The 24,156-nt window shown below is 62.7% G+C and carries 20 protein-coding genes and 1 tRNA gene; 11 read left to right on the top strand and 10 right to left on the bottom strand.

Going from position 1 to position 24,156, the window contains the following annotated elements:
- Positions 1-6: 6 nt before the first annotated feature.
- Entirely contained in the window at positions 7-1,437 is a 1,431-nt protein-coding gene (locus NCT05_RS07990) for a PepSY-associated TM helix domain-containing protein (RefSeq protein WP_250502018.1), read from the bottom strand.
- A gap of 141 nt (positions 1,438-1,578) precedes the next feature.
- Positions 1,579-1,947, bottom strand: coding sequence for a DUF2946 domain-containing protein (locus NCT05_RS07985; RefSeq protein ID WP_250502017.1), 369 nt, complete (start codon positions 1,945-1,947; stop codon positions 1,579-1,581).
- A gap of 272 nt (positions 1,948-2,219) precedes the next feature.
- On the opposite strand from NCT05_RS07985, the gene NCT05_RS07980 reads away from it, so the two are divergent.
- A tRNA-Leu gene (locus NCT05_RS07980) sits at positions 2,220-2,306 on the top strand.
- Between the two features lie 168 nt (positions 2,307-2,474).
- Entirely contained in the window at positions 2,475-3,317 is an 843-nt protein-coding gene (locus tag NCT05_RS07975; protein ID WP_008349765.1) for a squalene/phytoene synthase family protein, read from the top strand.
- Here NCT05_RS07975 and NCT05_RS07970 read toward each other — a convergent pair.
- Both NCT05_RS07970 and NCT05_RS07965 read right to left on the bottom strand, forming a co-directional pair.
- On the bottom strand, positions 3,314-4,165 hold the full coding sequence (locus tag NCT05_RS07970) for a DUF1501 domain-containing protein (protein WP_244808069.1): 852 nt from the start codon (positions 4,163-4,165) through the stop codon (positions 3,314-3,316). The two genes, NCT05_RS07975 and NCT05_RS07970, sit on opposite strands and share 4 nt — an antisense overlap.
- A gap of 16 nt (positions 4,166-4,181) precedes the next feature.
- Positions 4,182-4,547: a hypothetical protein gene (locus tag NCT05_RS07965; RefSeq protein ID WP_250439695.1), complete on the bottom strand. Its 366-nt coding sequence runs from the start codon at positions 4,545-4,547 to the stop codon at positions 4,182-4,184.
- A 244-nt stretch (positions 4,548-4,791) separates the two neighbouring features.
- On the opposite strand from NCT05_RS07965, the gene ompR reads away from it, so the two are divergent.
- The 4 genes from ompR to NCT05_RS07945 all read left to right on the top strand — a co-directional run bounded on the left by ompR (position 4,792) and on the right by NCT05_RS07945 (position 8,278).
- On the top strand, positions 4,792-5,517 hold the full coding sequence (gene ompR, locus NCT05_RS07960) for an osmolarity response regulator transcription factor OmpR (protein ID WP_008349770.1): 726 nt from the start codon (positions 4,792-4,794) through the stop codon (positions 5,515-5,517).
- A 61-nt stretch (positions 5,518-5,578) separates the two neighbouring features.
- A complete protein-coding gene (locus NCT05_RS07955; protein WP_250502016.1) occupies positions 5,579-6,943 on the top strand; it encodes an ATP-binding protein in 1,365 nt (454 codons plus the stop codon).
- A 172-nt stretch (positions 6,944-7,115) separates the two neighbouring features.
- The gene (locus NCT05_RS07950) at positions 7,116-7,664 is read left to right on the top strand and encodes a peroxiredoxin (protein WP_008349775.1); all 549 of its coding nucleotides are present in this window, start codon (positions 7,116-7,118) and stop codon (positions 7,662-7,664) included.
- 89 nt (positions 7,665-7,753) lie between these two features.
- Positions 7,754-8,278 (top strand): carboxymuconolactone decarboxylase family protein, encoded by a 525-nt coding sequence (locus tag NCT05_RS07945; protein WP_008349777.1) that lies wholly within the window; start codon positions 7,754-7,756, stop codon positions 8,276-8,278.
- 16 nt (positions 8,279-8,294) lie between these two features.
- Here NCT05_RS07945 and ispF read toward each other — a convergent pair whose 3' ends face one another.
- Together ispF and ispD are read right to left on the bottom strand one after the other, a co-directional pair.
- Positions 8,295-8,786, bottom strand: coding sequence for a 2-C-methyl-D-erythritol 2,4-cyclodiphosphate synthase (ispF, locus tag NCT05_RS07940; RefSeq protein ID WP_008349780.1), 492 nt, complete (start codon positions 8,784-8,786; stop codon positions 8,295-8,297).
- Positions 8,787-8,812: 26 nt separating this feature from the next.
- Positions 8,813-9,535 (bottom strand): 2-C-methyl-D-erythritol 4-phosphate cytidylyltransferase, encoded by a 723-nt coding sequence (ispD, locus tag NCT05_RS07935; protein ID WP_250502044.1) that lies wholly within the window; start codon positions 9,533-9,535, stop codon positions 8,813-8,815.
- A gap of 139 nt (positions 9,536-9,674) precedes the next feature.
- Here ispD and mfd point away from each other — a divergent pair, with 139 nt between their 5' ends.
- The 5 genes from mfd to NCT05_RS07910 all read left to right on the top strand — a co-directional run bounded on the left by mfd (position 9,675) and on the right by NCT05_RS07910 (position 19,383).
- Positions 9,675-13,151, top strand: a complete 3,477-nt coding sequence (gene mfd, locus NCT05_RS07930) for a transcription-repair coupling factor (RefSeq protein WP_008349786.1) — start codon at positions 9,675-9,677, stop codon at positions 13,149-13,151.
- A gap of 836 nt (positions 13,152-13,987) precedes the next feature.
- Positions 13,988-15,214 (top strand): acetylornithine deacetylase, encoded by a 1,227-nt coding sequence (argE, locus tag NCT05_RS07925; RefSeq protein ID WP_244808066.1) that lies wholly within the window; start codon positions 13,988-13,990, stop codon positions 15,212-15,214.
- Between the two features lie 23 nt (positions 15,215-15,237).
- Entirely contained in the window at positions 15,238-16,260 is a 1,023-nt protein-coding gene (locus tag NCT05_RS07920) for a threonine/serine dehydratase family protein (RefSeq protein WP_175980116.1), read from the top strand.
- Positions 16,261-16,830: 570 nt separating this feature from the next.
- Positions 16,831-17,754: a SphA family protein gene (locus tag NCT05_RS07915; protein ID WP_250502015.1), complete on the top strand. Its 924-nt coding sequence runs from the start codon at positions 16,831-16,833 to the stop codon at positions 17,752-17,754.
- Positions 17,755-17,802: 48 nt separating this feature from the next.
- Positions 17,803-19,383, top strand: a complete 1,581-nt coding sequence (locus NCT05_RS07910) for an NHL repeat-containing protein (protein WP_250459691.1) — start codon at positions 17,803-17,805, stop codon at positions 19,381-19,383.
- 107 nt (positions 19,384-19,490) lie between these two features.
- On the opposite strand, the gene NCT05_RS07905 is transcribed toward NCT05_RS07910, so the two are convergent.
- From NCT05_RS07905 to NCT05_RS07890, 4 genes are all read right to left on the bottom strand, one after another.
- Positions 19,491-20,306, bottom strand: a complete 816-nt coding sequence (locus NCT05_RS07905; protein WP_250502043.1) for an ABC transporter permease subunit — start codon at positions 20,304-20,306, stop codon at positions 19,491-19,493.
- On the bottom strand, positions 20,306-21,214 hold the full coding sequence (locus tag NCT05_RS07900; RefSeq protein ID WP_033536118.1) for an ABC transporter permease subunit: 909 nt from the start codon (positions 21,212-21,214) through the stop codon (positions 20,306-20,308). Before NCT05_RS07900 ends, NCT05_RS07905 begins: the two co-directional genes overlap by 1 nt.
- A complete protein-coding gene (locus tag NCT05_RS07895; RefSeq protein ID WP_244808061.1) occupies positions 21,211-22,383 on the bottom strand; it encodes an ABC transporter ATP-binding protein in 1,173 nt (390 codons plus the stop codon). Before NCT05_RS07895 ends, NCT05_RS07900 begins: the two co-directional genes overlap by 4 nt.
- A 129-nt stretch (positions 22,384-22,512) precedes the next feature.
- Complete coding sequence (locus tag NCT05_RS07890; RefSeq protein WP_008349802.1) at positions 22,513-23,628, bottom strand: polyamine ABC transporter substrate-binding protein; 1,116 nt, start codon at positions 23,626-23,628, stop codon at positions 22,513-22,515.
- Positions 23,629-24,156 lie beyond the last annotated feature (528 nt).

The raw sequence follows: 24,156 nt of genomic DNA, 5'->3' as shown, positions 1-24,156 counted from the left end.
GGTTCGTCAGGCAGCCGCGCGCTTGGCCCCGAACGCAAGCCGGTCGAAGCACCAGACGGCGAGCATGGTCGCGCCCATCAAAGGGAAAATCACGCCGAGCAACGTCAGGCTGCCGCGCCAGGCGCGCATCGGCGGGCGCTTCGTGGGCCGCGCAGGCGCGCCGAGTTCGCGCGCGGGCCGGCGTTTCATCCACATGATGAAGCCCGTCACGGACAACGCCGCGAGCCCGAGCGATATCGCCGAGCAGACGATCTGGTTCAGAAGCCCGAAGTAGCGCCCCATATGCAGCGACGTGCCGTACGAGATCACTTTCGCCACGCCGCCGTAGCTTGCGTAATCGATGTCGGACAGCACGCGGCCGCTGTATTGATCGATGTGCAGCGTGCGTTCGGCGCGCGGATCGGCGGGGAAATACGAGACCGTGTAGACGCCCGTCGGCTTGGACGGAAGCGCGATGCCGTAGTCATCCGCGACACCGTTTTTCGCGGCGAGCGCGACCACGTCGTCGATCGACACGCGCGCAGCCGAAGCCGACGCATTCGCGCCTTGCGGCACCGTTGTCGCGCCGACGGCCCACGGCGTCTGATGCAGCGGCAGATCGTCCATCTTCATCTGCATGCCGTGCATCGCGTGTTCGTTGTTCGAGGTCGCTGGGGCCGTCGAATGCACATGCGCCTCGCCCCACGCGCCCTTCGGATATCCGAGCGATGCGGTCGTCGCAAGCGCCTTGAATTGCTTGCCCCACGATCCCGACCACGGCAATCCCGAGAGAACGAAAAAGAGCGCGCCGACCGCGAGCCACACGCCGCCGACCGCATGCAGATCGCGCCACCACGCGCGCCCTTGGAGCGATAGCCGGGGCAGCCACACGCCGCCCTGTCTCGCGTTCGACCGGCTGGGCCACCACAGCGCGATACCCGTGCCGATCATCACGAGCGTCCAGCATCCGGCGAGTTCCATCAGCAGCTCGCCGGTCTTGCCGAGCATCAGGCCGCGATGCAGGTTGCGCACCTGTTTCATCAATCGATGTTCGACGGAAAGCGTGCCGAGCACGGTGCCGTCGTACGGGTTCACGTAGACGCTTTCGCTTTCGCCCGATGGCAGGCGAAAGACGAATTCGGCGCTGCGCGTGCGATCGGTTTCGATTTGCGCGAGCGTCGGTACGGCGCCGCGCGGTTCGCTCGCGGCAGCCTTGGCGAGCAGGATATCGCGGGACAGTTGCGGGGCGTGCGTGTCCGCGACGATCATCCGGTCGCGATACAGCAGCGGCTCGATCTGCGGCTGAAAACAGTAGATCGTGCCGGTGATCGCGAGCACGATGAGGAGCGGCATCACGAAGAGTGCCGCATAGAAATGCCAGCGCCACAGCGTGCGGCGATGCGCGATGACTTCCGCGCTCGGCGTCGCTGGCGCCGCGTTCAGGTCGGGTGCAAGCATGGCGAATCTCGTTGAGTATTTTTGCGATGAGCGCGCATCGGAGGTACCGTCAGTGCCGTGACGATATTCCCGACGAGCGGTCGTACGTCCATCGCGCTCATGTGCGCGACGAACATCGATGCGGTCAGACGAAGGAAGGCTTCAGGAGAGGACGGGCGGCGCGCGCGGGCTCGCGGCGTTGAAGGATTTCGAGGTGACGTCTTCGACGTTCGCGACGGCAGGCACGCGCGTGACGCGTTCGATCAGCGCGACGTCATGCACGACGCCCGTGACGATCGGCAGATTCTGCGCGAGCAGTCCGCAGTAGGAGCAGGCGTCGACATGACTCCCGGCGTCGTGCTGGCCGGCGTGCGAGTCCGTTGCAGTCGCATCGACCGTGCAAAGCACCGCTTGCGGATTGGCGGCCTGGCGCGCGGCGAGCGTCTGACTGATGACCGGCGCGACGATGGCAAGCCACATGGCGGCGATGCCGAGCCATGCGACGAAGCGATTGCGCGCGTTGCGGTTCATGAGCGGGAATGTCGATGCCGAAGCGGAAGTGTGACGAGATTGTAGGCAGCCGATCTGCGAGCCGCAATCTTCGGGCGCGTATGGCCGGAATCGACGGCCATGCCGACGATTCTCGCGCCTCGCTTAAGCTCAGGACCGTCGACGCATTTTCGCAGACATCGCCAGATGAATGCGTTAGAATCTCGGGCTTGGCACAGTGGACCGGTGCCGGACACGGCGGCATCGCCGGGCGCGGGTCATCATCCGCAAGAGCCCAGAGCGCCTGCCGTGCTGCGAGGATGGCGAAATTGGTAGACGCACCAGGTTTAGGTCCTGACGCCCGCAAGGGTGTGCGGGTTCGAGTCCCGCTCCTCGCACCACACGAAAACCCCTTTCATCGGCAAAGGGGTTTTTTGTTTTTGCGGCCGGCTGATGCTGCCGCCGCTGCGCAGCGAAGCCGCGCCTCGCCGGATAAAATGAACGCCGCGCGGCCAACCGCACGACCAGAACCGACCCCGCCTCCCCTCGAACTCCCACAAGCTCCGTTCGTGAATTTCGACGATTACTGCCAGCAAAAAGCCGCGCCTGAAGGTTCCGGCACGTACTACGCGCTGCGCCGCGCGCCGGCTGCGAGCCAGCCGCTTCTGACCGCGCTCTATGCGCTTTATCGCGAGCTCGAAGAGACCGTGAAGGAGACGAGCGATCCGACCATCGGCCGCACCAAGCACGCATGGTGGCAAAGCGAACTCGGGCGGCTCGATGGCGGCGAGCCCACGCATCCGGTCACGAAAGCGTTGCAGGCGCACGCGGGCGATGCCGCGCATCCGGTTCTCGACGATGCCGGACGCGCATCGCTTGCCGCGATCGTCGACGGCTTCGGCATGGATCTCGATCAGGCGCGCTACCTCGACTGGCCCGGCTTGCGGCGTTACCTCGATCAGACGGGCGGCGCATTCGCGACGGCCGTTGCACGCGCGAGCGCGCGCGATCCGCAGCAGGCCGCGTCGTGGGCCGCGCCGCTCGGATCCGCGTTGCTGCTGGCCGAGCGCGTTCAGGACATCGGCGGCGATGCGCGCAATGGCCGCATCTATATTCCCATCGACGAGTTGCAGCGATTCAACGTGACGGCCGCGGACATCATCAATCGCAAGTACGGCGATACGTTCACGGACCTCATGCGCTTTCAGACCAGCCGCGCCCGCCAGGCGCTAGACGACGCGCTGGCCGCGATTCCCGCTTCGGAGCGCGCGACGCAACGCGTGCTGCGCGCGCAGGCAGCGCTGTCCTTCGCGCTTTTCGACGAGATCGAACGGGAGAACTTTCGGGTGCTGCATCAACGCATCGCACTCACGCCGATCCGCAAGCTGTGGATCACATGGAAGACGCGTTAGACGCGAAGGATCGGCAATGGCGCGAAGCGCGCGCCGAGAATCGATGACGAATCGATCTGCCCGCATGCGTCGAGCACCGTGGCATAGAGCGTTCTGAAGTCGACGCCGACGGACAAGCCGCCGTCCGCATCGAGTCGATCGAGTCGCGGTGGCATGCCGAAGAGTCCGCCGCGCACGCCTCCGCCCATCATGAAATGCGCCGCGGCCGCGCCGTGGTCGGTGCCGCCCGCGGCGTTCTCGCGCGCGGCGCGTCCGAACTCCGAGCGCGTCATCACGAGCGTGCGGCTCCATGCGCCGGACGCGATCAGCGACGCCCGCAGCGACGCGAGCCGCTCTGCCAGCGTGGCCAGCAGCGCCGCATGCCGGTGCGACTGACGCTCGTGCGTGTCGAAGCCGTGCAAGGTGATGTGCGTCACCTTCAGGTTCACGCGATCGAGCCAGCCGCCGGCGCGATATTCATCGGCATGCGATGCCGTGTCCCAGATCTGTCGCGAGCGGAAATGCGAGCGATTGGGAGCGTCATAGCCGACGCCCTGCACGATCGCCATTTCGTTGGCGCGCCACGCGCTCATCAACGGCAACAGCGACGGATGCAAGGCGGTGCGTTCATCGAGCATCAATGCGCGGTCTTTCGATATCGCGAGTTTCGGCCGCAACACGCGATAGCGCGCATCGGCGATCGGGATGACTGTGTTGAGCGCATCGTTGCCGCCGTCGAGGTCGACGATCACGAGGGAGCGAATCGAAGCAGAGGAAGTGTCGGAATGTGCGATGGCGCACGCATCGCCGATGCTGCCGAGACCTCCCGCGAACGCACCGGCAATCGAGAGAAATTCACGTCGGTCCATCGCGGGCACGCGCCGCTTACCGCTTGTAGAGATCGCGCACCGCTTCTTCGATATGCTGCCGCAAGAGACGGCGCTCGTCGGCGGTCATCACGGTGTGGCGCGGCGGGCGCGCGGGCGGCGCCTGATCCACTTGCTGAATGGGTTGCATGGCCGCGGTCTTCGGATCGTGGCTCGACGACCCCGAACCTTTGCCCACGCGCTGCTGCGCGCGAATCATCCTGCCATCGAAACGATTCGGGGAACTCGCGATGCCGCGATCGAAGCCTGTCGGTTGTGCATAGGCGTGAGGCGTGCTCAGTACTGCGTAGAGCGCACTGGCAAGAAGTGTCTTTCTGAGAATGCGCTCGTTGCGCACGGGTCCGCGCTGCCGCGCTCCCTTCATGTTGTTCCCTTCGTTGCTCGACAACCGGACAGCCTCAGTCTTTTCGCGCACGTCTCGAAGCGGCTTGGTCGTGCCGCGCGACGCACTGGTCTAATGGAGTATCTACCGAATGGCGGGCTTAGGTAAAGCAGTGTACGCAGCAAACCCCTAGGCCGTGCCACAGGCCCCGTAAATTTTGTAACGAACTGTTACACTCGCTTTTGTTACAAACTCGGCGTTTGAACAAACGCGCTAAGATGCCGCCATGGAAACCAAGAACCCTTCAAAAATTCTCGTCGTCGACGACGATCCGCGCCTGCGCGATCTGTTGCGCCGATACCTCGGTGAACAGGGCTTCAACGTGTACGTTGCGGAAAACGCCCCGTCGATGAACAAGTTGTGGGTGCGCGAGCGTTTCGATCTGCTCGTCCTCGATCTGATGCTTCCCGGCGAAGACGGTCTTTCCATCTGCCGGCGTCTGCGCGGCAGCAACGATCGCACGCCGATCATCATGCTCACCGCGAAGGGTGAAGATGTCGATCGCATCGTCGGCCTCGAAATGGGCGCGGACGACTATCTGCCGAAGCCTTTCAATCCGCGCGAACTCGTCGCGCGCATTCATGCGGTGCTGCGGCGTCAGACGCCGTCCGAATTGCCGGGCGCGCCGTCCGAAACCACCGAAGTGTTCGAGTTCGGCGAATTTGCACTGAATCTCGCGACGCGCACGCTCACGAAGAACGGCCAGGAAATCCCGCTGACCACCGGCGAATTTTCGGTACTCAAAGTGTTCGCGCGCCATCCGCGCCAGCCGCTTTCGCGCGAAAAGCTGATGGAGCTCGCACGCGGCCGTGAGTACGAAGTGTTCGACCGCAGCCTCGACGTGCAGATATCGCGTCTGCGCAAGCTGATCGAGCCCGATCCCAGCAGTCCGCGTTTCATCCAGACCGTGTGGGGCCTCGGCTACGTGTTCATTCCCGACGGCGCAGCCTGATCGATCCTAAGCGAGTTTCGTCACGCTCTCTCCCCTTCACCGAGCCGAACCCGACAGACTCATGCGAATCGACAGGCGGCTACTGGCGCTCGCGTTCGGCGGCCTGTTCTGGCGAACCTTCGCGCTGATCGCGCTGCTCATCGCAGTCAGTCTCACGGCGTGGTTCCAGAGCTTTCGCGTCATCGAGCGCGAGCCGCGTGCGCAGCGCGTGGCGCTTCAGCTCGTCGCCGTGGTCAAGCTCACGCGCACCGCCCTGCTCTATTCCGACCCCGATCTGCGCCGCGCGCTGCTTCAGGATCTGGAGAGCAACGAAGGCGTGCGCGTGTATCCGCGCGAGACCACCGACAAATACAAACTCCAGCCCGATGAATCGCTCAACCGGCTGATCGAACGCGACGTGCGCGGGCGGCTCGGCAACGAGACGATCATCGCGCAGTCGGTGAACGACATTTCGGGCGTATGGATCAGCTTCAAGATCGACGACGACGATTACTGGGTCGCCCTCGATCGCGATCAGCTCGACACCGTCACCGGCCTGCAATGGGCCGGCTGGGGCGTGTTCGCGCTCGCGCTGTCGCTGTTCGGCGCGGCGTTCATCACAAGTCTCGTGAATCGGCCATTCGCGCGTCTCGCGCTCGCCGCGCGCAAGGTCGGTTCGGGGCAATCGCCCGAACCCTTGCCCGAACGCGGCATGGGCGTTGCTGCGGAAACCAATCGAAGCTTCAACCAGATGGTGCAGGATCTCGAGCAGCTCGAGGCCGACCGTGCGCTGATGCTCGCGGGCATCTCGCACGATCTGCGCACGCCGCTTGCGCGCCTGCGGCTGGAGACGGAGATGAGCCCGTCGGACGAAGCGACCAAGCTCGCGATGATCGACGACATCGAGCAGATGGACATGATCATCGGGCGCTTTCTCGACTATGCGCGGCCGATGCAGCGCATGCCCGAGGCCGTCGACCTGTCGATGATCGCGAGCGAACTCGCCGCCCGCTTCCAGGCCGACGACGGCGTCGTCATGCGGACGGATCTCGCCCAGGGCGCGGTCATCGAAGGCGATCCGACGGATGCGCGCCGCGTGGTCGGCAACCTGCTGGAAAACGCGCGCAAGTACGGCCGCAGCGAACACGACGACATCGCCCGCATTACGCTGCAGACGCGCGTCGCGCACGGCAGGGTCGAGCTCTCCGTGATGGACGAGGGCCGCGGCATCCCCGACGATCAGGTCGCGCTCATCACGCGTCCGTTCTATCGCGTCGATACGGCGCGCACGCAGGCGAACGGCACCGGTCTCGGCATGGCGATCGTGCAGCGCCTCGTCACGCGACAGCGCGGCACGCTGCGTCTGCGCAACCGCACGCCTCTGCCCGGCTTCGAAGTCACCATCGACTTCCCGCCGATGAAAGGCGGCGTGCGCTTCGAAGGCTAGAGCGCGCCCGTTTCGGAAGCTGGAAACGGCCGAAGCACTCTTTTAATTCTGGTTAAGATGAAGCGGTTCAACGCTCGGCGCGGCCTGGCATGAACGTGTCACGCGAGCGTTACGGCGATACGGTAGTTTGGCTGGAGTTTGTCCTTTCAACGATTTCACAGGAGTTTTCCGCATGAAGACCGTTGGCGATAAAGTCGAAGCATTCACTGTCACCGCTGCGAAGCCGGGTTTCAACCATCACGAAGAGAACGGCCAGTCGGCGTTCGAGGAAATTACCGAGCAGTCTTTCCCCGGCAAGTGGAAGATCATCTATTTCTATCCGAAAGATTTCACGTTTGTCTGCCCGACGGAGATCGTCGAATTCGCGAAGCTGGCGGCCGATTTCGAGGACCGCGACGCGGTTCTGCTCGGCGGCAGCGTAGACAACGAGTTCGTCAAGCTGGCATGGCGCCGCGAGCACAAAGACCTGAACAAGCTGAACCATTACTCGTTCGGCGACGTGAAAGGCGAACTGATCGATCAACTCGGCGTGCGCGACAAGGAAGCCGGCGTGGCGTTGCGCGCGACCTTCATCGTCGATCCGGACAACGTCATTCAGCACGTCTCGGTCAATAACCTGAACGTCGGCCGCAGCCCGGAAGAAATCTTGCGCATTCTCGACGGCTTGCAAACGGACGAACTCTGCCCGTGCAACCGTGCCGTCGGCGGCGCGACGCTGTAAGCGTTTCCGGATGCCGCAAAGCCCGCCATCGAGCCGAGTGTTTTCGGCCGATCGGCGGGCTTTTTAATGCCATCGAACAGGAGAAAACAATGGAATTTCTGTCTGCGATCAAGGAACTGGTGCCCGACTACGCGAAGGACATTCGCCTTAACGTCGACGGCACGATCGCGCGTTCATCGCTCGAAGGCAGCGATGCGGCTGGCGTCGCGCTCGCCGCCGCGTTTGCCGCGAAAGCGACGAAGCTCGTCGCCATCATTCGCAACTCGGGCGCGCTGTCGCCCGAAGAGACGAACGCCGTGCTCACCGCGGCCGCGCTGATGGGCATGAACAACGTCTGGTATCCGTACCTGGAAATGGCCGACAACGCCGATCTCAAGACGCAGCCCGCGAACTTGCGCATGAACGCGTATGCGTCGCACGGCGGCGTCGACAAGCGGCGCTTCGAGATGTACGCGCTCGCGGCGTCGATCGTCGGCAAGTGCCATTTCTGCGTGAAATCGCACTACGAGAATCTCGTGGCCGAAGGCATGTCGACGACGCAACTGCGCGACGTCGGCCGCATCGCCGCGGTGATCAACGCCGTCGCGCTGACGATCGAAGCCGAAGGGAAATAGCGCTTCCCGCCGCGCTTTAGCCGTCGATTGACGTCCGGCGCAAAAGCACCGCGGCCTGCGCTTCGATGCCTTCCTTGCGCCCGAGATAGCCGAGCTTCTCGTTCGTCTTGGCCTTGACGTTCACGCGATCCATTGAAAGATCGAGATCAGCGGCGATGTTTTCGCGCATGGCATCGATATGGGAGCTGAGTTTCGGCGCCTGCGCGATGATCGTGCTGTCGACGTTCGCGATCGCGAAACCCGCCTCCGACACGCGCCGGAACGCCTCGCGCAGCAGCACGCGGCTGTCCGCGCCGGCGAATTCGGTCGCCGTGTCCGGGAAATGCCTGCCGATGTCGCCGAGCGACGCCGCGCCGAACAGCGCATCGGTGATCGCGTGCAGCAGCACGTCGGCGTCCGAGTGGCCGAGCAGACCGCGCTCGTAGGGAATCGTCACGCCGCCGATGATGAGCGGGCGGCCTTCGACGAGCTGGTGGACGTCGTACCCTTGTCCGATTCTGAAATCCATCGATCCAAACCTTTGTTGAGTGTGAGTCAGGCGCCGGCCGAAAGCATCGCGCCCGCGAGCGCGAAATCCTCCGGATACGTCACCTTGAAGTTGCGCAGACTGCCCTGAACCAGTTTCGGCGAATGACCGAGCCATTCGATCGCGCTCGCTTCGTCCGTCAGGTCGTGGCCGTCGTGACGCGCACGCTCGATCGCTTCGCGCAGCATGCCGAGCCGGAACATTTGCGGCGTCTGCGCCTGCCAGAGCCCGTCGCGCGATTCGGTGCGCGCGACGCGCACGTCGTCCGTGGGGATATCGGGCATGTTCGGTGCGACGCGTTTCAGCGTGTCCGCGACCGGCAGCGCGAGAATGCCGCCGACCGCATCGTCGCGCAGTTCCGCGACAAGCTTGCGAATCAGCTCCGGCGTGATGCCGGGGCGCGCGGCGTCGTGCACGAGGACCCAGTCGTCTTCGCGCGCGCCGAATTTCGCGAGCGCGACGAGCCCGTTGTACACCGACGCTTGCCGCGAGGCGCCGCCGCAGCGCTCGACCGCGAAGCGCAATCCGGCGAAGCGGCGCGCGTCGAAGTGGTTGTCGTCCGGTGCGAGCACGACGAGCGTCTGCGAGAATTCGGAGCACGCGTCGAACGCCGCGAGCGTGTACGCGAGCATTGGGCGGCCCGCGATCGTCTGGTATTGCTTCGGCATCGGCGCGCCGGAGCGGCTGCCGGTGCCGGCGCAGGGAATCAGTGAGAACAGGCGCGAAGTCACGGGCGAATAGTCGAGCAGATGAGGTGAACAAGTCAAAGTTGAAGCCCGGATTTTATAATAGGTCTTTCGCGACCACGTCCCGCGCACGCCGGTTCGACTCTCCGAACCCGCGTTTGCCGGACGGCTCCATGCACACCTTATGCCTTCCAAAGCCGTCAACGCGCAGTCCAGTTCTCCCATCGCGCTCGTGAAACCGGGTCAGCGCTTCGTCTTCGATGGCGCTTCCGGCTCGTCCGATGCGCTCGCCATCGCGCGCTACTACGCCGCGTATCGCGAGAGCGTGCCGCTCCTGACGGTCGTCACCGCGAGCGCAGTCGATGCGCAGCGTCTGGCCGCCGAAATCCCCTACTTCGCGCCCGATGCGCGCGTGCGCCTTCTGCCCGACTGGGAGACGCTGCCGTACGACACGTTTTCGCCGCACCAGGATCTCGTCTCGGAACGTCTCGCGACGCTGCACGATCTCGGCGAAGGCCGCTGCGACATCCTCATCGTCCCGGCGACGACCGCGCTCTATCGCATGCCGCCCGCGTCGTTTCTCGCGGCTTACACGTTTTCGTTCACGCAGGGCGAGCGGCTCGACGAAGCGAAGCTCAAGGCGCAATTGACGCTCGCGGGTTACGAGCACGTGAGCCAGGTCGTGCGGCCGGGCGAGTATTGCGTGCGCGGCTCGCTCATCGATCTCTATCCGATGGGCTCGGCGCTGCCGTATCGCATCGATCTGTTCGACGACCAGGTGGACTCCATCCGCGCGTTCGATCCGGACACGCAGCGCAGCCTTTATCCGGTGCGCGACGTGCGCCTGCTGCCGGGCCGCGAGTTCCCGTTCGACGAAGCCGCGCGCACCGCCTTTCGCAGCCGCTGGCGAGAGGTCTTCGAGGGCGATCCGAGCCGCTCGCAGATTTACAAGGACATGGGCAATGGCGTGCCCTCGGCGGGCATCGAATACTATCTGCCGCTCTTCTTCGATGAAACCGCGACGCTCTTTCATTACTTGCCGCAAGGCTCGCAGCTCGCGTTTGTCGGCGATATGGACGCCGCGATCAAACGCTTCACGCACGACACGAAGCAGCGCTACGACTTCCTTTCGCACGATCGCGAGCGGCCCTTGCTCGAACCGCGCCGGCTCTTTCTGACAGACGACGATTTCTTCACGTTCGCGAAGCCCTTCGCGCAGTTGAAGTTTCCCGCGACGCCCGAAGGCGGCTGGGCCGTGCCGCTGCCGGGCCTCGCGATCGACCGTCACGCCGACGAGCCTTTGCTCGCGCTGCGTCACTATCTGGAGCAGACGGACAATCGCGTGATGCTCGTCGCGGAATCGGCGGGACGTCGCGAGACGATCCAGCAATTGCTCGCCGACAACGGCCTGCGCGGCGAATTGCGCGACACGTTCCACGAATGGCTGACCGCCGACGGCAAGTTCACGCTCGGCATCGCGCCGCTCGCCAACGGTTTCGCGCTGCCGTTGGAGAAGCTGTCGATCGTCACCGAGACGGAGCTTTACGGACCGCTCGCGCGCCGCGCCGGACGGCGTCGTCAGGAGCAGGCGAGCAACGTCGATTCGATGGTGCGCGATCTCGCCGAGCTGAAGGTCGGCGATCCCGTCGTGCATGCGCAGCATGGCATCGGCCGATACATGGGCCTCGTGTCGATGGACCTCGGCGAAGGTGAAACCGAATTCCTGCATCTCGAGTATCAGAACGAGGCGAAGCTGTATGTGCCGGTCGCGCAATTGCATGTGATCTCGCGCTACAGCGGCGCGGACCCGGAAAGCGCGCCGCTGCATACGCTCGGCTCCGGCCAGTGGGAAAAAGCCAAACGCAAGGCCGCGCAGCAGATTCGCGATACGGCCGCCGAGCTGCTCAACCTTTACGCGCGCCGCGCGGCGCGCGAAGGTTATGCGTTCAAGCTCGAGCCGCGCGACTACACCAAGTTCGCGGAGAGCTTCGGCTTCGAGGAAACGCCCGACCAGGCGGCGGCGATCGCAGCCGTCATCGGCGACATGACGAGCGGCAAACCGATGGACCGTCTCGTGTGCGGCGATGTCGGCTTCGGCAAAACGGAAGTCGCGCTGCGCGCCGCGTTCATCGCGGTGATGGCGGGCAAGCAGGTCGCGATTCTTTCGCCGACGACGCTGCTTGCGGAACAGCACACGCAGACCTTCACCGACCGTTTCGCCGACTGGCCGGTGCGCATCGCGGAACTGTCGCGCTTCAAGACCGGCAAGGAAGTTTCGACGGCCGTGCAGCAGATAAACGAAGGCTCGGTCGATATCGTCATCGGCACACACAAGCTCTTGTCGAGCGATGTGAAGTTCAAGCGGCTCGGGCTCGTGATCATCGACGAGGAGCATCGCTTCGGCGTGCGGCAGAAGGAGGCGCTCAAGGCATTGCGCGCCGAGGTCGACGTGCTCACGCTCACCGCGACGCCGATTCCGCGCACGCTCGGCATGGCACTCGAAGGCCTGCGTGATTTTTCCGTGATCGCGACCGCGCCGCAGAAGCGGCTCGCGATCAAGACCTTCGTGCGGCGCGAGGAAGACGGCGTGATCCGCGAGGCGATGCTGCGCGAACTGAAGCGCGGCGGCCAGGTTTACTTCCTGCACAACGAAGTCGAGACGATCGAGAATCGGCGCGCGATGCTCGAAGCGCTGGTGCCCGAGGCGCGCATCGCGGTTGCGCACGGACAGATGCACGAGCGCGAGCTCGAACGCGTGATGCGCGATTTCGTCGGCCAGCGCGCGAACGTGCTGTTGTGCACGACGATCATCGAGACCGGCATCGACGTGCCGAGCGCGAACACGATCCTCATGCATCGTGCGGACAAGTTCGGTCTTGCGCAGTTGCATCAGTTGCGCGGACGTGTCGGGCGTTCGCATCACCAGGCGTATGCGTATTTGCTGGTGCACGATCCGCAATCGCTGACGAAGCAGGCGCAGCGGCGGCTCGAAGCCATTCAGCAGATGGAGGAACTCGGCTCGGGTTTTTATCTCGCGATGCACGACCTGGAGATTCGCGGTACGGGCGAGGTGCTCGGCGACAAGCAATCGGGCGAGATTCACGAGATCGGCTTCCAGCTTTACACCGACATGCTGAACGACGCCGTGCGCGCGCTGCGCGAAGGCCGCGAGCCGGATCTGAACGCCCCGCTTGCGGCTACGACCGAGATCAACCTGCACGCGCCCGCGATTCTGCCCGCCGATTACTGCGCCGATGTGCAGGAGCGTTTGTCGTTGTACAAGCGGCTCGCGAACTGCGAATCGAGCGATGCGATCGATGGCATTCTCGAAGAGCTCGTCGATCGTTTTGGGAAGCTGCCGCCGCAGGCGCATGCGCTCGTGGAGACGCATCGGCTGCGTCTTGCTGCGAAACCGCTCGGCATCTCGAAGATCGACGCGGGCGAGCAGTCGATCTCGCTGCAGTTCGTTCCGAATCCGCCCGTCGATGGCATGAAGATCATCGAGATGGTGCAGAAGCATAAGCACATCAAGCTCGCGGGTCAGGACAAGTTGCGCATCGAGTCGCGGAGTCCCGATCTCTCGGTGCGGATCTCTACTGTCAAGGAGACGTTGCGGGCGTTGGGGGGGCCGGTTCGGAAACCGGCCGCTGTTGTTCGGTGACTTTTTTATTTTCGCCGGATTCCGATTTGCTTTCGGTCTGTCAGCGTTGCCTCCTGTGCGGGGTGGGGCTCACTTTGCTTACTGTAGTCGCCGGATCCCGGTTTCGTGTCGGTCTATTAGCGTTGCCCCTGTGCGGGGCGGCACTCACTTTCTTTGCTGCTGCAAAGAAAGTAAGCAAAGAAAGCAGCTTTTCAGGCCCGCGGTCACACGCAATTTGGGTAGTTCTCTCGTCCCAGGCGGCACTCGCCTAACGAGTGCCCTCAAATACCTAATCGGGCTTGGCTCGCGCACGGTCTGTCGCCCGAAGGTGTTCAGAACGTTGGTTCAGCACGAAATAGCTTCCGCACAGCGCTACGCGCTGCCGCCGGGTCTGCAAGGGAAACCAAAGGGCGGCGATTGTAGTGAGATGGAGACGTTAGTGAAGAAGCACATGCATCCCCGATTGACCGGTCGGCCGCGAAGCAGGCTGGAGCTGTTTGGTGCTGAACCGGTTTGTTGTGTGGTGCGATGAGACGGACCGTGCGCGAGCCAAGCACGATGGGGCCTATGAGGGCACTCTTTAGGCAGCCCACGATGGACGAGAGGACTACCCAAATTGCGTGTGACCACGGGCGTATCGGAAGCTGCTTTCTTTGGTTGCTTTCTTTGCAGCAGCAAAGAAAGTGACTGCCGCGCCGCACAGGGGCAACGCTCATAGACCACAAAGAAAACGGGATCCAGCGACAACCCCAAAGCGCCAAAGCTCAAAAGCCCCAAAACTCAAAAACCAAAAAGCCCCCTACGGCCAGCATCATTCTTTTGGGCTATGATCAAGCCCTACCCGCAGGAGCAAAAATATGTCACAGATCGCTGACACGGCGAATCTCGAAGCTCAATCCAGAACCGAAACGCCCATTTGCCTGCCGTGGATCGAACGGCTCGTATCCATCGATACCGTAAGCCGCAATCCGAATCTCGGCCTGATCGAAACGGTACGCGACGAACTGCGAAAAGCGGGCATCGAAGCGACCATCACCAACGATCCGCGCGGCCAGTGGGCGAATCTCTTCGCCACGGTCCCGGCGCACGACGGCCAAACCGACGGCGGCATCGTGCTGTCGGGTCACACCGATGTCGTTCCGGTCGACGGTCAGGACTGGCAGAGCGATCCGTTCAAGCCCGAAGTGCGCGACGGCCTCCTCTACGGCCGCGGCTCATGTGACATGAAAGGCTTCATCGGCGCCGCGCTCGCCATGCTACCGAAGATGCAGGCGACGAAGCTCGCGAAACCCATCCACTTCGCGCTTTCCTACGACGAAGAAGTCGGCTGCGCCGGCGCGCCGCTGATGATCGCCGACCTGAAAAAGCGCGGCCTCAAACCCGATGGCTGCATCGTCGGCGAACCGACATCGATGCGCCCGATCATCGCGCACAAAGGCATCAACACTTATCACTGCTGCGTGCGCGGCTTCGCGGCGCATTCGTCGCTGACGCCGAAGGGCCTGAACGCGATCGAGTACGCAGCGCGGCTCATCTGCCACATCCGCGATCTCGTCGACGAGTTTCGCGCGCAAGGTCCGTTCGACGAACTCTACGACGTGCCCTTCACCACCGGTCAGACGAGCACGATAAAAGGCGGCAACGCGATCAACACCGTGCCCGCCGAATGCAACTTCGAGTTCGAATTCCGCAATTTGCCGACGATCGATCCCGATCAGATCTTCAAACGCATCCAGTCGTACGCGCATGACACGCTGCTGCCGAAGATGCTGAAGGAACACGGCAACGCGGCGATCGAATTCACGAAGCTCGCGTCCGCGCCCGGCCTCGACGCCACCGAGCAGGCCGCGATCACGCAACTCGTGCGCGCGCTCACGCAAAATCAGGACAAGCACAAGGTCGCCTACGGCACGGAAGCGGGCTTGTTCGCGAACGCGGGCGTGCCGAGCATCGTTTGCGGGCCGGGCAACATCGAACAGGCGCACAAGGCGAACGAGTACGTGTCGCTCGAACAGCTCGTCCAGTGCGAGGCGTTCCTGGGCAAGTTCATCCACAGCATGTCCGTCGAAGCACAGCCCCGTTGACCTCTCCAGATCGACAACACGTCATGTCCACTGCCATGCAGCATTCCGACAATACGATCGACGGCACGCCGATTCCGACGCTCGACGAAATCGCCGAGCAGCATATGGCGCTCACGCCGTGGGTGACGCGCACCCCGACCTTCGAGCGCCACGACTTTCCGACGCTCGAAGGCACGCCGGTCACGTTCAAGTTCGAACTCTTGCAGGCAAGCGGCACGTTCAAGGCGCGCGGCGCGTTTTCGAATATCCTCGCGCTCACCGACAGCGAACGTTCGGCGGGCGTCACGTGCGTATCGGCGGGCAATCACGCGGTGGCGGTCGCGTACGCGGCGCAGCGCATGGAAGTGGGCGCGAAGGTCGTCATCATCAAGAGCGCGAGCCCGGCGCGCGTGGCGCTGTGCCGGCGCTACGGCGCGGAAGTCGTGTTCGCGGAGAACGTCGCCGAGGCGTTCGATGTCGTGCGGCGCGTCGAAGCGGAAGAAGGACGCGTGTTCATCCATCCGTTCAACGGCTATCGCACGGTGCTCGGCACGGCGACGCTCGGCTACGAGTGGACGTCGCAGGCGCCCGATCTCGACGCCGTGATCCTGCCGATCGGCGGCGGCGGCCTGGCCGCGGGCGTATCGACGGCGATGCGCCTCGCAAATCCGTCGCTGCATGTCTTCGGCGTGGAACCGGAAGGCTCGGATGCGATGAAACGCAGCTTCGAGGCGAATCACACGGTCAAGATGGGCGCGATGCACGGCATCGCCGATTCTTTGATGGCGCCGCATACCGAGCAGTACAGCTACGAGCTATGTCGGCGGCATATCGACGAGATCGTCACCGTGTCGGACAACGAGCTGCGTCACGGCATGCTGCAGTTGTTCGGTGAACTCAAACTGGCGGTCGAGCCGGCATGCGCCGCCGCCACCGCCGCCCTGCTCGGACCGTTGCGCGAGCGGCTGGAAGGCAAGCGTGTCGGCGTGCTGCTGTGCGGCACCAATACCGACCCGACGACCTTCGCGAAGCATCTCGCGCTCGCGCGGGAAGCGTCGGGCGACTGAAGCTTTCGCAAGCAGGCGTTTGCATGTCTTTTCTCGGGGCGCATCGTGCGCCCCGAACTCGTTTTGCGCAAACTTCACGCTGAGATTTTCTCAAAGCGTATTAATGAAAAAAATAATTGATCTTTGTGCATATCTTTGTCATTCCGGCGGCAAAGCTTGTCTGCGCACGTGCGCGCTGATAGTGTCGCCAACCAAATGCAGTCGGAAGATCTGTTTCTAAATCTGAGCACTGTTTAATCCTTTTCAATCGCCATTAGCGCCCGTTCCAAAGTTCGCCGAGCTGATTCGCCACGAACAAGAACTCTCTCCGGCAAGTACAGGCAGCAACGATCCATCGTTGCGGGAACACGCACACCTACGAATAGCGATTAAATTCAATTAATGTCTACCGCGATATTTCACAAAGCGGATAGATAGACGGATCCATTTATTACGGCGCTTTTGGACGCACCAATTTTTCAAACAATGAGCAAAATAAATCGAATCCCAGAAACGGGAATAATGCAATGCGTTTTATCTGAATTCGGCACGCGTCGCGGACTTACCGCGCGCCGATCAGTTCTGGCGCTGATGCTGGCGGCCTCATCGGCCTGCATTCCCGTTGCTCATGCAACCGAAAGCGCGCTCGGCCGGCCTGTCGCGGGCATGAGCGTCGGCCCGAGCGCGGGCATCGTGCCGCCCGAGCCGATGACCATCGTGAACTTCGAGAACATCTATCTCGACGGCTCGATCGGCGCGAACCGCTCCGTGCCGATCGCCGGCACGGCGACTGCCGGCGTCGACGCGAAGATCGACTTCACGCTCGCTACCCTGATGCGCTCGTGGGGCAGCATGGCCGGATGGAGTTTCGCGTCCGCCATCACGCTGCCCTACGTCTGGACCGACGTGAAAGCAGGCGCGTCCGTCGGACGCCTGAACGGCGCGCGCAGCGACAGCGCCGCGAACTTGTTTGACCTCTACTTCACGCCGATCGTCGCGGGATACCACTTCTCGCGCACCGATCACATCGCGCTCAGCTTCAACGTCTGGGCGCCGACCGGCCGTTACGACCCGAACGCGCTCGCCAACACGAGCCTGAACAACTGGACCTTCGTGCCTCAAGTGGCGTACACGAAGCTCGTTCCGCAGTACGGCCTGGAATTCGACGCCGTCGCGGGACTGCAGTTCTACACGCGCAATCAAGCCACCGATTATCAAAACGCCCCGCTCTTCACGCTCGATCTAATGGGCCTGAAGAAATTCGCCAATGGCGTCGGCGTAGGCCTCGTGATGGGCACCGTTCAGCAGCTCGGCAAGGACTCCGGCCCAGTCGCCGATCGGCTCGACGGCTTCGTCGGACATGACTTCTCGCTCGGTCCCATCGTCACTTACGACACCAAGGTGGGCGGCAAACATCCCGTTTCGGCGAGCTTGCGCTGGGTGCCGAGCATCGCGAGCACGAACCGGCTCAAGAGCACCAACAGTTTCATGGCAAGCGCGACGCTGGCGTTCTGATGCCTGCCCGCATCGCGATATGAATTCAACCCGAAGAAGGAGCAACGCATGAAAAAAACCTCTATCAGCACGATAACCGCGCTGCTGTTCGCTGCCGGCACCGCGCACGCGCTGGAAGCGAAGCAGCCGCCGCGCAACCCGTTCCTCGCCGCCGAGAAATATTCGATCACGCACTTCGATTCGTCGCAGAGCGATGCGTTTCCGTATGCGGTCAAGCCCGGCTTCTTCAACGTCGATATCAGCAAGGCGCCGCGCGTCGTCGCCGGTCCGGTGAACATCATGACGCTCGCGTCGACGTCGCCGAACTACATGTGGGGCGTGTCCAGCGAAGGCGTGACGTATATCGACGTGTCGAACGGCGGCTTCAAGGAAGTCGCACGCGCCCCGGCCCCCGGCAACAAGGTCATTCCGGCCGCGCTGCACGACAAGGTGCTCGGCGAGCGCTACACGAACATCAAGCAGGCCGAAGACGCAGTGTTCAAGACCTACGGCCTCGACTGGACGCGCGTCGTCAACGGCGTGTACTCGGTGGTGGACAAGGATAATCATGTCTACTACAACGATTCGGACGGCAACATCAGCATGTTCGGTCTCGTGGACGAAAAGAATCCGGCCGCCGGCATCAAGGTCATCAAGACGATCGACATGAAACCGATCGTCGGCAAGGCGCATCTCGTCGGCACGGGTGTCACGTACGACGGCAAGTTCGTCGTGGCATCGAACGTGTCGATCAGCGTGTTCGACCGTTCGCTCGAAGGCCAGCCGCAGACGATCCGCTTTGCGCCGGGCGAATTCGTGAGCAACTCGTTCGCGATCGATCAGAAAGGCGGCATCTACATTGCGTCGAATCGCGTGATGCATAAGGTCGTTTGGACCGGCACGAAGCTCTCGGAAGACGAAGCAGACGGCGCATGGAAGGCCGAATACGAGCACGGCGATCAGCCGCCCGCAGTCAAGTTCGGCGACGGCACCGGCTCCACGCCCACGCTCATGGGCTTCGGCGACGACCAGGACAAGCTCGTGGTCATCACGGACGGCGCGAACCGCATGCACCTCGTCGCGTTCTGGCGCGACCAGATGCCCGCGGGCTGGAAGCAGATTCCGGGTACGAAGTCGCCGCGCATCGCCGGTCAGATCGGCATCACGGCCGGACTCAAGCATCCGCCGAAGTTCGTTCAGAGCGAACAGTCGGTGGTCGTGAACGGCTACGGCGCGTTCGTCGTCAACAACGTTGCCGAGAAGGGCCATCCGGACAAGCTCGTCGACGTGCTGTCGCTCGGTCCGGTCAACAAGCCGGCCTCGGGTGCCGAGCGTCTCGAATGGGATCCGAAGAAGCACGCATGGCGCTCGGTCTGGACGCGTGACGACGTCGTTTCCATCAGCATGGTGCCGAGCACGAGTTCGGCGTCGAACATGGTGTTCGTGAACGGCTACTATCCGAAGACGGGTTGGGAAATCACCGGCATGGACTGGAACACCGGCAAGACCGTGCATCGCGTGTCGTTCGGGCAGAGCAATCTGGGCAACGGCGCTTACGCCATCATCCAGTACATGTCCAACGGCGACCTGCTCATGAATAGCATCGGCGGTCCGACGCGCGTCGTTCTGAAGGACGCAGCAGCGAAGTAAGCGGCGCGTCTTGATGCAAGAAGGGCCATCGCGACTGAACATCGCGATGGCCCTTCGGCGTTTACAGCGTCGTGCCGGACGCGCTTTTTGCGTCCGGCCACTTGGCGTCACATCACCGTTGCGAGTTTTCTCCGTTCGCTGCGCAGCATGAAGACGTTCGCCGCGATCACGCCGACCGTCACGAGCGCGATGAACAAAGTCGCGAGCGCGTTCATCTCCGGATTCAGGCCAAGACGCACGCGCGAGAACACGACGAGCGGCAATGTCGTCGAACCGGGACCGGACAGGAACGCCGACAGCACGAGATCGTCGATCGAAAGCGTGAACGACAGCAGCCAACCGGCGACGAGCGCCTGCGAGATCAGCGGCAGCGTCATCGAGAAGAACACGCGCAGCGGCGTCGCGCCGAGATCGAGCGCGGCCTCCTCCAGCGAAGGATTCAGCTCCCGCACGCGCGATTCCACGATGATCGCCACATATGAGATGCACAACATGACGTGTCCGATCCAGATCGTGAAGAATCCGCGATCCGGCCATCCGATGAGCTTCGCCATTTCGACGAACAACAGCAGCAGCGAAATGCCCTGAATGACTTCGGGGATCACGAGCGGCGCGTTGATCATGCCCGCGTAGAGCGTGAAGCCCTTGAAGCGCCCCATGCGCGCGAGCACGAAGCCCGCCCACGTGCCGATGACGACCGACGCGCACGCCGTGAAAAACGCGATGCGCAACGACAGCCACGCCGCGTTGATCAGTTCGTCGTCGGTGACGAGCGCGCGATACCACTTGAGCGACGGCTCGGTCCAGACGGTGACGAGCGGCGAATCGTTGAACGAATAGACGATGAGACTCAGGATCGGTATATAGAGGAACGCGAACCCGAGTCCGAGCGCGGTGATTTGCAACGGACGGCTGACCTTGATCATCGCTTTTCCTCCAGTTGCTTCGCCTGGAAGTGCTGGAAAAGCGCCATCGGCACGAGCAGCAAGAGGACCATCGCGCAAGTGACGGCGGAAGCCATCGGCCAGTCGGCGTTGTTGAAGAACTCGTTCCACATGACGCGGCCGATCATCAGCGTGTCCGCGCCGCCGAGCAGTTCGGGAATCACGTACTCGCCCACCGCCGGAATGAACACGAGCAGGCAGCCCGCGATGATGCCGTTCTTCGACAGCGGCAACGTGATCTGCACGAACGCCTTCCACGGCTTCGCGCCGAGATCGTAGGCCGCTTCGAGCAAAGTCAGATCCATCTTCACGAGATGCGCGTAAAGCGGCATCACGAGAAACGGCAAATACGAATACACCATGCCGATATATACCGCGATGTTCGTGTGATACAGCTCGATCGGCGAATGCAGCAGGCCGATCGAAATCAGGAAGTTATTGAGCAGGCCGTTGTTCTTCAGAATGCCGATCCACGCGTACACGCGAATGAGGAACGACGTCCAGAACGGCAGCATCACGGCCATCATCAGGATGTTGCGCGTGGCCGGATTCGAACGGGCGATGTAATACGCCATCGGATAGCCGATCAGGAGGCACAGCACCGTCGATACCGCCGCGACCAGCAGCGAGTTCATGTAGGTCGCGAAGTACAGGCTGTCCTTGACGAGGAACGCGTAGTGCGCGAAGTCGAGCGCGATATGCATCACGCCCTCTTCCATCGTCACGAGATCCGTGTACGGCGGAATGCCGAGCTGGCTGTCGGCGAAGCTGATCTTCACGACGAGCAGGAACGGCACGAAGAACAGCAGCAGGAGCCACAGATACGGACCGCCGATGACGAGCGTGCGTCCGGAAACGCCGATGCGCTTGAGCCAGTTCGTCATCATGCGGTCAGCACCACACCCGCCGACGCGCTCCAGCGCACGTAGACTTCGTCGTCGAACGTGGGCGAATCGATCTCGCCGATCGCGAGGCTCGACAGGTTCGCGACCACGACCTTGCCGGAATCGAGCGTCACGTGATAGAGCGTGTAGCCGCCCATGTACGCGATGTTCGTCACCTTGCCGCGGCCCCAGTTGTAGGTGCCTTCGGGCGGCTTGCGCGTGAGCGCGATGCGTTCGGGACGCACGGATATCGTCACCGGCATGCCGAGCGGCCCGGTGATGCCGTGGCTCACATAGAGCCGCACCGGAAGGTCCGGCGATTCGACGAAGATGTGATCCGGCTCGTCCTCGATGACATTGCCGTCGAAGAGATTGGTCGAGCCGATGAACTGCGCGGAGAAGCGGCTATTCGGATACTCATAGACTTCGTGCGGCGTGCCGAGCTGCACGATCTGCCCTTCGCTCATCACGGCGATGCGATTGGCCATCGTCATCGCTTCTTCCTGATCGTGCGTCACCATGATGCAGGTGACGCCCACCGTATCGAGAATATTGACGAGCTCGATCTGCGTGCGCTGGCGAATCTGTTTGTCGAGCGCGGACATCGGCTCGTCGAGCAGAAGCAGCTTAGGTCGCTTGACGAGGCTGCGCGCGAGCGCGACGCGCTGCTGCTGACCACCCGACAACTGGTGCGGCTTGCGCTTGGCGAACTTCGCCATCTGCACGAGTTCGAGCGCGTTGTGGACGCGGTCCTTCAGCTCGCCGCCCTTTACGCCTTCCTGCTTCAGCCCGAACGCGACGTTCGATTCCACGCTCATGTGCGGAAAGAGCGCGTAGGACTGGAACATCATGTTGACCGGCCGGTTGTACGGCGGCATCTTGGCGAGGTCTTCCCCGTCGATCAGAATCTGCCCTTCGGTCACCGATTCGAGTCCGGCGAGCATGCGCAAAAGAGTCGACTTGCCGCAGCCCGAGCTGCCCAGCAGCGCGAACAGCTCGCCCTTCTTCACCGACAGGTTGACGCCCCGCACGGCCGTCGTCTCGCCGAACTTCTTCACGACATCGACGATCTGCACGAAGCTGTCGTCCGTGCTCGAGACCGATGGGAAACTGCCCGGCTCGCGCCGGCCGGAATTAGGCGCTGCCTTCAACGCGCTCGACTGCTCACTCATGATTGCCTGTTCGACTCCTTGCTTCCATGCGTCTTTCGTGACTCGCCCCGCCACGCGATGCGATCACGAACAAAGCCCCCGGAGGTCCAGGGGCTTCGTCGTTTCAAAAGAATAACCGGCTTATCGGATTCATCGGCCGGACTTGAATTCCGTCCAGAGCCGCGTCTGCAGGCGCTGGATTTCCGGCGGCAGCGGCTTCAGCAGGAACAGCGTCTTGATGACATCCTGCGGCGGATACACGGCCGGATCGTTCGCGACGTCCTTATCCACGTACTTGCGCGCTTCGAGATTTGCGCTCGGGTAGTACACGGCGTTGGTGATCGCGGCGTGAACCTGCGGCGTCTCGATGTAGTTGATCCACTCGTGCGCCGCGTCCTTGTTCTTGGCGTCCTTCGGAATCGCCATCACGTCGAACCACACGGGCGCGCCGCCCTTCGGAATGTAGTACTCGATCTTGAACGGCTTCTTCGCATCGACGGCGCGATGCTTCGCGATCACGACGTCGCCCGACCAGCCGTAGGTGAAGCAGATATCGCCGCCGACCATGTCGTTGATGTAGCCCGACGAGTTGAACTGCGTGATGTACGGACGGATTTTCTTCATCATCGCGAGCGCTTCGCGATAATCGGCCGGGTTCGTGCTCATCGGATCCTTGCCGATGTAATGCAGCGCGGCCGCGAACATCTGGTCCGGCGCGTCGAGCACCGAGACGCCGCACGCCTTCAGCTTCGAGATGTTCTCGGGCTTGAAAAGGATGTCCCAGTTGTTCAGTTCGGCGTTCGCGCCGAGGATCTGCTTCGCCTTGTCGACGTTGTAGCCGAGGCCCGTCGTGCCGTACGCCCAGGGCACCGTGTATTTATTGCCCGGATCCGCGCCCTCGACGAGCTTCATCAGGTCGGGATCGAGATATTTGAGGTTCGGCAGCTTCGACTTGTCGAGCGGCGCGAAGATGTTCGCGGCGATCTGCTTGCCGGCGTAATTGCTGGTCGGCACGACGATGTCATAGCCGGAACGGCCGGTCAGGAGCTTGGCCTGCAGGGTGTCGTCGCTGTCGTAGTTGTCGTACTTCACCTTGATGCCGGTCTGCTTGGTGAAGTTGGGAATCGTGTCCTTCGCGATATAGTCCGACCAGTTGTACACGTTCAACTGCGTGTCTTTCGCGAAGGCCGCGAGCGGAGTCAACATCGCGGCGCATGCCAGGGCGCCCGCCAGCTTGGCCGTGCGGCTCGCCAGTTTCTCGTTCATTTCGATTCTCCCTTGTTCCGACTTGTCACGACGTCGTGCCGCCCGGACCCGGCGCATTTTCGCATCGCCGAGCGACCCGCGACTCCCCTAAAACCCCGAAAACTACCATTAAACGCGGACGCGACAAAAAATAATCCGCCGCTTGTCGCGCAAAATGTACACGCCCTTGCGTCACGCGGCGACGGTCTTGCCGCGCGGGGCTCTGCCCGGCTTAGCGCCGCGCGCCGACAGCCGGAAAGAGCGCGCATTTTAGCCCCTAATCCGCTGCCGCGGCACGTGATAAACCCACACTCGTCAAAGTGACACGCAGGCGTAAGCCCGATGCAATGTCATTATTCGTGGTCGGTCGCCTGCGTCCCCTTGCGCCCGCCGTTTTGCGAGTCGTTTCTTCGTCGTTTCGTTGACTCGCACGAGCGCGGCCGACACGGGCAAGCCTGACGAATAGCCAGCGGAACAGTTGTTGCGAGCCAATTCGACGTGCGCCGCGAAAAGCGGCGTCTTCTGAACCGGCAACGCGCACCGTTGCAA

The organism is Caballeronia sp. AZ7_KS35, from assembly GCF_023631045.1.
Lineage (GTDB): Bacteria > Pseudomonadota > Gammaproteobacteria > Burkholderiales > Burkholderiaceae > Caballeronia > Caballeronia zhejiangensis.
Note: the sequence above shows the minus strand (reverse complement) of the source record. Positions and strands in the feature narration are given on the sequence as shown.

Excerpts from the sequence above, each read along its gene's own strand:
- NCT05_RS07900 (WP_033536118.1), bottom strand. The coding sequence starts at position 21,214 with ATGATGACGAACTGGCTCAAGCGCATCGGCGTTTCCGGACGCACGCTC.
- NCT05_RS07970 (WP_244808069.1), bottom strand. The coding sequence starts at position 4,165 with ATGGACCGACGTGAATTTCTCTCGATTGCCGGTGCGTTCGCGGGAGGT.
- NCT05_RS07890 (WP_008349802.1), bottom strand. The coding sequence starts at position 23,628 with ATGAACGAGAAACTGGCGAGCCGCACGGCCAAGCTGGCGGGCGCCCTG.
- NCT05_RS07985 (WP_250502017.1), bottom strand. The coding sequence starts at position 1,947 with ATGAACCGCAACGCGCGCAATCGCTTCGTCGCATGGCTCGGCATCGCC.
- ispF (WP_008349780.1), bottom strand. The coding sequence starts at position 8,786 with ATGGATTTCAGAATCGGACAAGGGTACGACGTCCACCAGCTCGTCGAA.
- NCT05_RS07895 (WP_244808061.1), bottom strand. The coding sequence starts at position 22,383 with ATGAGTGAGCAGTCGAGCGCGTTGAAGGCAGCGCCTAATTCCGGCCGG.
- ompR (WP_008349770.1), top strand. The coding sequence starts at position 4,792 with ATGGAAACCAAGAACCCTTCAAAAATTCTCGTCGTCGACGACGATCCG.
- argE (WP_244808066.1), top strand. The coding sequence starts at position 13,988 with ATGTCACAGATCGCTGACACGGCGAATCTCGAAGCTCAATCCAGAACC.
- NCT05_RS07950 (WP_008349775.1), top strand. The coding sequence starts at position 7,116 with ATGAAGACCGTTGGCGATAAAGTCGAAGCATTCACTGTCACCGCTGCG.
- mfd (WP_008349786.1), top strand. The coding sequence starts at position 9,675 with ATGCCTTCCAAAGCCGTCAACGCGCAGTCCAGTTCTCCCATCGCGCTC.
- NCT05_RS07990 (WP_250502018.1), bottom strand. The coding sequence starts at position 1,437 with ATGCTTGCACCCGACCTGAACGCGGCGCCAGCGACGCCGAGCGCGGAA.
- NCT05_RS07920 (WP_175980116.1), top strand. The coding sequence starts at position 15,238 with ATGTCCACTGCCATGCAGCATTCCGACAATACGATCGACGGCACGCCG.
- NCT05_RS07965 (WP_250439695.1), bottom strand. The coding sequence starts at position 4,547 with ATGAAGGGAGCGCGGCAGCGCGGACCCGTGCGCAACGAGCGCATTCTC.
- NCT05_RS07955 (WP_250502016.1), top strand. The coding sequence starts at position 5,579 with ATGCGAATCGACAGGCGGCTACTGGCGCTCGCGTTCGGCGGCCTGTTC.
- NCT05_RS07945 (WP_008349777.1), top strand. The coding sequence starts at position 7,754 with ATGGAATTTCTGTCTGCGATCAAGGAACTGGTGCCCGACTACGCGAAG.
- NCT05_RS07915 (WP_250502015.1), top strand. The coding sequence starts at position 16,831 with ATGCTGGCGGCCTCATCGGCCTGCATTCCCGTTGCTCATGCAACCGAA.
- NCT05_RS07910 (WP_250459691.1), top strand. The coding sequence starts at position 17,803 with ATGAAAAAAACCTCTATCAGCACGATAACCGCGCTGCTGTTCGCTGCC.